At 68.1% G+C, this 7,460-nt stretch carries 8 protein-coding genes; 2 read left to right on the top strand and 6 right to left on the bottom strand.

The genetic code is table 11. From position 1 onward, the window contains the following. Positions 1-531 precede the first annotated feature (531 nt). Complete coding sequence (locus tag ACFU5M_RS33630; RefSeq protein ID WP_379055509.1) at positions 532-1,107, top strand: hypothetical protein; 576 nt, start codon at positions 532-534, stop codon at positions 1,105-1,107. Positions 1,108-1,221: 114 nt separating this feature from the next. Here the strand turns inward: ACFU5M_RS33630 and ACFU5M_RS33625 are convergent, their stop codons facing one another. The 3 genes from ACFU5M_RS33625 to ACFU5M_RS33615 form a co-directional block, all read right to left on the bottom strand. Then, positions 1,222-2,094 (bottom strand): hypothetical protein, encoded by an 873-nt coding sequence (locus ACFU5M_RS33625; RefSeq protein WP_379055507.1) that lies wholly within the window; start codon positions 2,092-2,094, stop codon positions 1,222-1,224. A 46-nt stretch (positions 2,095-2,140) separates the two neighbouring features. Then, positions 2,141-2,875, bottom strand: a complete 735-nt coding sequence (locus ACFU5M_RS33620) for a PaaI family thioesterase (RefSeq protein WP_379055505.1) — start codon at positions 2,873-2,875, stop codon at positions 2,141-2,143. Positions 2,876-2,965: 90 nt separating this feature from the next. Continuing rightward, positions 2,966-3,169 carry a hypothetical protein gene (locus ACFU5M_RS33615; RefSeq protein WP_379055503.1) on the bottom strand — a complete coding sequence of 68 codons (204 nt, stop codon included), beginning with the start codon at positions 3,167-3,169 and terminating at the stop codon, positions 2,966-2,968. 296 nt (positions 3,170-3,465) lie between these two features. Between ACFU5M_RS33615 and ACFU5M_RS33610 the strand changes: the two genes are divergently transcribed. After that, positions 3,466-4,224, top strand: coding sequence for an NAD(P)H-dependent oxidoreductase (locus tag ACFU5M_RS33610; protein WP_379055501.1), 759 nt, complete (start codon positions 3,466-3,468; stop codon positions 4,222-4,224). 7 nt (positions 4,225-4,231) lie between these two features. Here ACFU5M_RS33610 and ACFU5M_RS33605 read toward each other — a convergent pair whose 3' ends face one another. The 3 genes from ACFU5M_RS33605 to ACFU5M_RS33595 all read right to left on the bottom strand — a co-directional run. After that, positions 4,232-4,873, bottom strand: coding sequence for a DUF305 domain-containing protein (locus tag ACFU5M_RS33605; protein ID WP_379055499.1), 642 nt, complete (start codon positions 4,871-4,873; stop codon positions 4,232-4,234). A 2-nt stretch (positions 4,874-4,875) separates the two neighbouring features. Continuing rightward, entirely contained in the window at positions 4,876-6,450 is a 1,575-nt protein-coding gene (locus tag ACFU5M_RS33600) for an LVIVD repeat-containing protein (RefSeq protein ID WP_379055511.1), read from the bottom strand. Positions 6,451-6,605: 155 nt separating this feature from the next. Continuing rightward, a partial coding sequence (locus tag ACFU5M_RS33595) for a 3-methyladenine DNA glycosylase (protein ID WP_379055497.1) occupies positions 6,606-7,460 on the bottom strand: 855 nt, incomplete at its 5' end.

Raw genomic sequence — 7,460 nt, 5'->3', positions numbered from 1 at the left:
CTTCAGCGGCGGTCGGAGTTTCGACTCCCGTTTATCGGTCCGTTACCCTGGGTGCCGCACGAGATCGTTCGATTTGTGAGGAAGATTCATGGGAAGCGTTGTGCTCGACATCGTGGCATTGCTCGCCAATCGCGCGGCGATGTTCTGGAATTGGATGGCCACCGGATCGGCGGGCTTCCCGCCGCTGTGAGCGTGCGGTGCACGATCTGTTTCGAGTAGCGAATCCCCTGGTCAGGTATTACTGGCCGGGGGATTTTCCGGTTCCGGCCGGAATCGAAAAACGTTCCGGAATGTTTGTTTTCACACCGGGGACCCCGGCCCGGCGGACCATCGGATGCCGAATTCGATGGACATCGCCGCAGTAGACCGCGGGGACTCTCGCGCGCGGCTTTCGGAATTGGATGTGCACCGGTGCCGCGGCGCTTTCCACCGTGCTCGTCGCGGCCTCCGAGTCGCGGTGACCGCCAGAGGGCCGGGCGATTTCGGCACCGATCCCGCGCGCGAAGCTCATGCCCCTCGTATCTTGAACACGTGAACTCCGCAGAGTCCGTGCGCACACGGTCGCGTATTCCTCGTTGGTTCGTACTGTGGATGGGGCTGCTGACCGCCCTGGTCGCCCTCTGCTGCGCGGCGTTGTTCTGGCAACTCGCCGCGGAGGGCACGTTCCCGACCCTGGTCGTGCTGTGGGTGGTCCTCGGCGTGCTCGGCGGGATCGCCGTCCTGTTCGGACTGCTCGGCCTGCTGCGCTACCGGGCCTTCTTCCACAGCCTCGCCTCACCCGTGCTGATCGGCGTCCTGGTGGCGCTGACGCTCTACGACGTCCCGGAGGACACCGGCTGGCGGCTGTCCCGCGGCATCCTCGAAGACCAAGCCGTCGACTGCGCCCACCCCGGCCACCGCGCCCGACTCGGCGTCTACACCATCACCTTCGTCACGCCCCGTGACGGCGGCTGCCTGTTCTACACCCAGGCGGGCGACGCGAATTCGGAAGGCTTCGCCTTCTTCCGCGACCCCGCCACTCCACCCCACCTCGGCCCGCCCGCCACCAACGGCATCGAATACTCCGCTTTCGACCACCAGTGGTACCGCTTCGTCGACACTCACTGAGTCCGCTCGCCGACGATCGCCCCGAGAGTGCGGGCGGTGACGGCGTAGTGCGCGACTGGCTCGATCAGCCCGGTGTCAGCTGATCGAGTCCGGTTCGCCACCTGCTTCGGCGGTCTACTCCTGACTGCCGAAGACCTCGTCGAGCGCGCTCGCCGTAGCGGCACGGGTGATCCATCCTGTGAGGCGCGCATGATCGGTGCAAGCCTCGATCTCGGCGGTGAGCACTGCGGGGACGTCGAATCCGCGGGCACCGAGCATGGTGAGCAACGCCTTGGCCTCGCCCTTGGCTTCGCCCTCGGCCAAGCCGTCGGCGTACAGCTGCTTGAAGTACTGGCTGTAGTACGGGGACGTGTCGGTCGTCATCAGCATCTCCAGGAAGTGCCGGGCCGCTGCTTTCGGCAGTGCGGCCAGTACCAGGTCAATGTACCTTTTGCCGTCCGCGGAGTCGTGTGCTGTCGCGGCGAGGGCGGTGAGAATCGAGTCGCGTTCGGGGTCGTTGCGGTGGGCGATGGCGGACAGTGCGGCCAGGTCGGGGCGCTCGAGCGCGGTGTGGGTGTCGCTGACCACCGGCACGTTGGCCGGGCTGAGGACCATCGGCGACAGGGTGAAGCCGGGTGCGACGGTGATCGGGCGGCGACAGTGCCCTGCGGCACGTTCGTTCGGGCACACGACGACCAGCAGGACGAGACAGCGCAGGCGCGCTCGCAACGTCGTCAGGTAGACCGGCCAGCTCCATGCCTTGTCGTCGTCGCGCTGCAGCTGCACTTCGACGACGATGCCGAGCACCGGGAGGTCGGCGTCGGTCAGAGTGACGACCAGGTCCGCACGATACTCGGTCGGTTCGATGTCCGGTAGGTCGCCGGAGTCCACGCGGGCGTGGTCGAACTCGGGAAGTGATAGTCCGAGCGTGGAAGTCAGCAGTTCGGCGACCAAAGTTGGTCTGCGGCGGACCAATTCGATGAGGACTTCGTGTACCGACGAGGGCATGGCGCGGACGTTACCGATAGCCACCGACAGCTTCGGGTGCGGGGGATCACCATTCGAACGGCAGTGGCTGCCGGGGCTCGATCCAGAGGGCCTCGGCAAGGGCGCAGAGCGTGCCGTCGGGGCGGGTCAATGCCACGCCGACTGTGTGTTTGCGGCCGTTCGCGGAGATCGGCCAGCCGTAGGACAGGTAGGGGTCACCGGCGCGGACCGGTTCGAACTGCGCGGCGGTGAGAGCGGCGGTGACCGCGCCCGGGCGCAGATCACGCAGAGCCATCGCGGCCCAGCCGCCGGGGCAATCCAGAGCGGCCCAGACGTTCTCCGTGGCGAGGAAGCCGTCGGGCCTGCCGAGCAGGGGATCGGGCGTCCAGGCGGCGACGACCATGTCGTGGGTGGACATGGCCCAGGGCGACAGGCGCAAGCCGCGGCCGGGTGCGCAGGCGGCTCCGCAGCCATAGCAGTGGCTCATCTTGCGCAGCACATCGGCGGTCGCAGTCGCTGCCAGAGCTTCCGCCCAAGGAGGTGCGGGCCGTGGCGTGACCGTGAGCATCGCCGCGGACGCTTCGGCGAGCACCGCGCCGTCCTGATCGGTGAGTGACGCGCCGCCCGAGCCGTCGGCGGCCAGCACTACCGGAGTATCCACGGAAACGCCGCGCCGGAAGTCGACACGCACCTGCGGGGCGCCGCTGGCTGCGGCGAGCAGGCCGGCCACGTACCCGCCGAACGCCACTCCCGGATAACCACGCACGTGCCCCGGCACCGTGAACGCATCCGTCCGAGTCATCTGCTGCTCAACCTCTTCCGGCCGATTACCATGACCCGGCTCGACCGACCATACCGCCGCGGCGCCGCCGGACCTTCGCCGGGCGACCTGTCACTCCGCCCTGCCGCCGTCGACGACGATGATCCCGCTGGTCATCCACGGGCCGCCCGGACCGGCGAGCCGCGTGATCGAGGGCACCACGTCGTCGACCGCCGCCCACCCGCACGGCCGGACCTGTGCGGTATCGGCCGGGCGTAGTCGCTCGATGTCCTCGGGAGCGCTGACTTCCGCGGCAAGACATCGGGTGCGCTCCATGCCGGGCGTCGACCCGGACGCCTCTCGGCCCGACTCGATCGCCCCGCTGCGAATGCGGCTATGCACGGCGACGTAGGCCGCTCGGCACACCGACGAGCGAACGCAGCGGGCGCCCGGTGAGCAGCACCGAACCGAGCACGTCGAGCGCCGGTTGCGCGCGGACCGTCTCGGCCCGCACTCGGTCCAGCGGCGTGATGCCGTCGACGCCTGGGCCGCTGAACGTCCGCGCTGGTCGAGGAGATGGCGGAATTCCGCCGTTGCGGACGCTGTTGCGCCGGGATGTGACGAAAGCCGGAATGAACGTACTGATCGTGTACGCCCACCCGAAGCCGGATTCACTCACCGGCGCACTGAAAGACGTGGCCGTGCGGCAATTACGAGCCGACGGGCACGAGGTGCGGATCACCGACCTCTACGCGATGGGCTGGAAGGCCGCCGCCGACACCGACGATTTCGGTGCGGTCGAGGAGCCCAACTTCATGCTGGCCTCGGGCGTGGCCTACCGCGACGGCACACTGAGCCCCGACATCCGCGCCGAGCAGGAGAAACTGCTGTGGGCCGACGCCGTCGTCCTGCATTTCCCGCTCTGGTGGTTCGGTATGCCCGCGATCATGAAGGGCTGGGTGGACCGGGTTCTCACCTGCGGTTTCGCTTACGGAGCCGGTGGCAAGGCGGTGCCCAGGTACGGGGCGGGCGTCCTGGCGGGCCGGCGTGCGATGCTCGTGGTCGCGGTCGGGGGCAAGCAGCCGTCGTACTCCGATCGCGGGATCAACGGCCCGGCCGAGGATCTGCTGTTCCCGATCCACCACGGCATCCTGTACTACACCGGTATGGACGTGCTGCCGCCGTTCCTGGTGCACGACGCCATTCGGCTCGACTCCGCAGGCTTCGGTGACGTCGTGCGGGACCTACGGCGGCGGATGTCGGAGCTGGCGCGGCTGGAGCCGATTCGGTACCGCTCGCAAGCCGGGGGCGACTACGACCGGAGCCTGCGCCTCGAGCCGGGGCGGGAGACACGGGGAGCGACCGGCTTCGGATTGCATGTGGCATCGTGACCGATGGTCACGGCAGTGGAGTGGCCCCCCGCTGGGTGAGCAGCATGCCCATCGCCCCCGCTTCCCGACCCTGCCCGTGCATCATGGACCGCGCGATCTCCTTGACCGCTCCGGAGCGCAGCAGGCCGTCGGCGGCCTCGGCCATCGCGATGCCCCCCTGATGGTGGCGAAGCATCAGTTGCAGGAACAAGATTTCCGCGTCGTGACCACGCGCCGTCGCCAAAGTGTCCAGTTCCGCTGCGCTCGCCATCCCGGGCATCAGCGGGGTGGAGGCGGTCCGCGCTGCTGCATGCCGATGCGCTGACGCGTCCGCGCTGTGCATCCATGCCATCGGGTGCGCCGAGCTGGGGGCCGCGTCGGCCAGGCGCAGCCAGCCGAGCATGGTGCCGATCTCCATGCGCTGGGTGCGGTCGATCTGCTCGGCCAACCGGGAGATCGCCGGATCGACCGAGCGATCCAGCCGCTGCACCATGAGCAGCGCTTGCTGGTGATGGGTGGTCATGTCCTGGACAAAGCCGACCTCCACCTCGGTGAGAACCGCTGTGGCGGAACGGCTTTCCGGAAAGATCGCGGGACGCAGCCCGGCGCCCAGCACGAGCAGCGCGAAGGCCGCCGAAGCCAGGGCCGCGGCGCGCGTCCAGTGCCGCATCGTTATGACCCGACGACCGAGTGCTGGTCCGCCGGTGGCGAATAGACACCGTCGTCCAGCTGCAGCACCATGAATCCGTTGTCCGAGCATGCGACGTAGAGTTGCGAGCCGCGCCATTCCGGCGGCGAGAGACACCAGTCGGTGGACACGTCGCCGAAGGCGAGCCGGCCGGTGCGCGGGGTAGTGGCATCCAGCGGGTTGAACTCTCCCTCCAGGACGGCGCGCAGCGCGGAGGGCGCGCTCATCAGCGGAACGCCGATGATCGAGGCGAGCGCGTGCGGCGAGTTCCACAAGCTCAGGTTCTGCCCGGTGCGGGCGGGCGGATTGTAGTAGGCGATCTCGCGGATGGCGTAGGGATCGCGGATGTCGAAGACCCGGATGCCCGAGGAGATCCACCCGCAGGCCAGGGCGGTCGGATTCGCCTGCCGATCCGCGGCGCAGTAGTGCGATTCGTAGGCGAAGGCGGACCCGCCCATGGAGGAGCCGATATTGCTGTCGAGGTGCTGAGGCAGATTGATCTCGAGCTTGATCTTGCCGGCCACCTTCGGCGCGGTCTCATCGGAGATGTCGATGAGTTTGACTCCGCCGGAGCCGCCCTCGTCGACGGTGTAGAGGTAGGGCTTGCCGTCGTAACTGACCGGGACACTGTGCTGGGTCGCCCAACCGTCCGTCCAGAACACCCGGCCGAGGTGGTGCACCTGCGGGTTCGGGTCGCGGCGCTGCACCGCGCTGATGTCGAGGACGGTGAAGCCGCCGAGTGCGGAGATGTACATCCGGCTGCCGTCGGGGCTGATGCCGAAGCCGTGCGCCTCGATGCCGGTCAGCCCCTGCCAGACCACGCGTGGGTGGGCCGGGTCGGACAGGTCGACGGCGCTGACGAATCCGGGCGCGATTCCGGAGGCCCAGTACGTGTTGCCGTCCGGGGAGAAGCCGCCCTCATGCGTGGTGATCGGCAGCGGCATCAGCAGATTCGTCCCCGGGCCGGGATTGAGCAGTCGCGGATGCGCGCAATCGGAGATGTCGTAGACCGAAAGGTAGCCCACGCCCTCGCCGACCGGGACACCCGTGCCGACCAGCAGCTTGCGCTCGGTGTTGACCTTGAGGCTTTCCCAGGTGCCCGCGAGCATAGCCGGCTCGGTCAGCGTCATGGTCGGGCGCGGATGCGCCGGATCGGACACGTCCAACACCTGGACGCCGCGCGCCTCGCTGATCAGATCGCCGGGAAAGAACGAGCCCAGATAGGCGCAGTGCTCGAAGCTGGTGGAGGTGATGCCCGCGCCACGGCCCGCGTAACCGCCGACGAAGGAGATGTTGCACCGGTAGCCCTGCGTGCTGCGCCCACTGTCGCGGTCGGCGGCGGTGACATCGCCTTGCAGACCGTTCTCGGGTGCGGCTCCCGGTCCGCAGTCGGCCCGGGGCACCGAAGTGCGCCCGACGTCGAGGAATTCCTGAACGGCGTTCCGGACATTCGATGGCGGATCGGCCGAGGCGCTCGCGGGCAGCAGCACGGCCGTGACCATGCCGATGGTGAGCAGAGCGAGCGGTTTGGCACGGCACAGCCTGGCCAGTGGGCGCATCGTCGCGACCCCCCAACTTCGTCGTCGAGCGTGGCTACCCAGGGTGACTGGGACAGTCACCGCTGAACTGACTGAATGGTAGTAATCGGCGGAAACTTCGGGGACCGTTTCATCGAATTCCGCACGGATTTGCGAAGTTTTCCGTTACGGCGGTGTCAGTGCTGGGCGGGTTCCGCGTGCTCGTCCGATGCCAGCAGTTGGTCGCAGAGGCCGAGAAAGGTTCGTCGCAGTTCGGCGGCGCGTTCCGCCAGCCCGGACTGGGCGCGGACGTACTCGGCTCGCCCGGCGGGCGTCTCGATGCGCACCGGTTCGTAGCCGAACCCGGACAGGTCGTAGGGGCTGGCGCGCATGTCGAGTTCGCGTGCGGTACGGGCCAACTCGAAGCAGTCCAGTAGCAACTCCGAGGAGATCAGCGGAACCAGCTTGAAACCCCATTTGTACAAGTCCATGTTCGCGTGCAGACAGCCCGGTTGTTCGCGGTGGAGCTGGTCGTCGCGGGTGAGTGGCTCGGCATTGCGGCCCACGGCGTCGGGGGTGAAGAAGCGATAGGCGTCGAAATGCGTGCACCGCAGCGACATCGAGTCGACCACCGCGTCGGTGCCCGCTCGCCCGAGCCGCAGTGGCACCTTCTGGTGACGGATATCGTCGGTGCGATACACCATCGCCCATTCGTGCAGGCCGAAGCAGGACAACTGGGCGGGCCGGGAAGCGGTGGCGCGCAACAGGTTCGCGACGAAAGCGAGGGTGTCCCGGCGTTTGACCAGGTAAGCGGGATCGGCCGTGTAGACGCTCCGCGCGTCCGGACCCCCGGTGGTCGATTCGTCGGCACGGTGATATCCACGGGCGCCTGCGTACTCGGCGGCATCCGCCAGGCCGATGCCGAATCCCGGATGCCAGCGCCGCAACTGGGCGGGTTTGTGCCCGTAGTAGGTGAACAAGAAGTCGATCACCGGGTGCGGCGACCCTTGCGCCCGGCGCTCGAGATAGGGCCCGACCAGATCGTCCAGCCG

The organism is Nocardia sp. NPDC057455 (assembly GCF_042802775.1).
Lineage (GTDB): Bacteria > Actinomycetota > Actinomycetes > Mycobacteriales > Mycobacteriaceae > Nocardia.
Note: the sequence above shows the minus strand (reverse complement) of the source record. Positions and strands in the feature narration are given on the sequence as shown.

Coding starts and splice junctions, on each gene's coding strand:
- ACFU5M_RS33605 (WP_379055499.1), bottom strand. CDS start 4,873: ATGCGGCACTGGACGCGCGCCGCGGCCCTGGCTTCGGCGGCCTTCGCG.
- ACFU5M_RS33610 (WP_379055501.1), top strand. CDS start 3,466: ATGAACGTACTGATCGTGTACGCCCACCCGAAGCCGGATTCACTCACC.
- ACFU5M_RS33625 (WP_379055507.1), bottom strand. CDS start 2,094: ATGCCCTCGTCGGTACACGAAGTCCTCATCGAATTGGTCCGCCGCAGA.
- ACFU5M_RS33615 (WP_379055503.1), bottom strand. CDS start 3,169: ATGGAGCGCACCCGATGTCTTGCCGCGGAAGTCAGCGCTCCCGAGGAC.
- ACFU5M_RS33620 (WP_379055505.1), bottom strand. CDS start 2,875: ATGACTCGGACGGATGCGTTCACGGTGCCGGGGCACGTGCGTGGTTAT.
- ACFU5M_RS33600 (WP_379055511.1), bottom strand. CDS start 6,450: ATGCGCCCACTGGCCAGGCTGTGCCGTGCCAAACCGCTCGCTCTGCTC.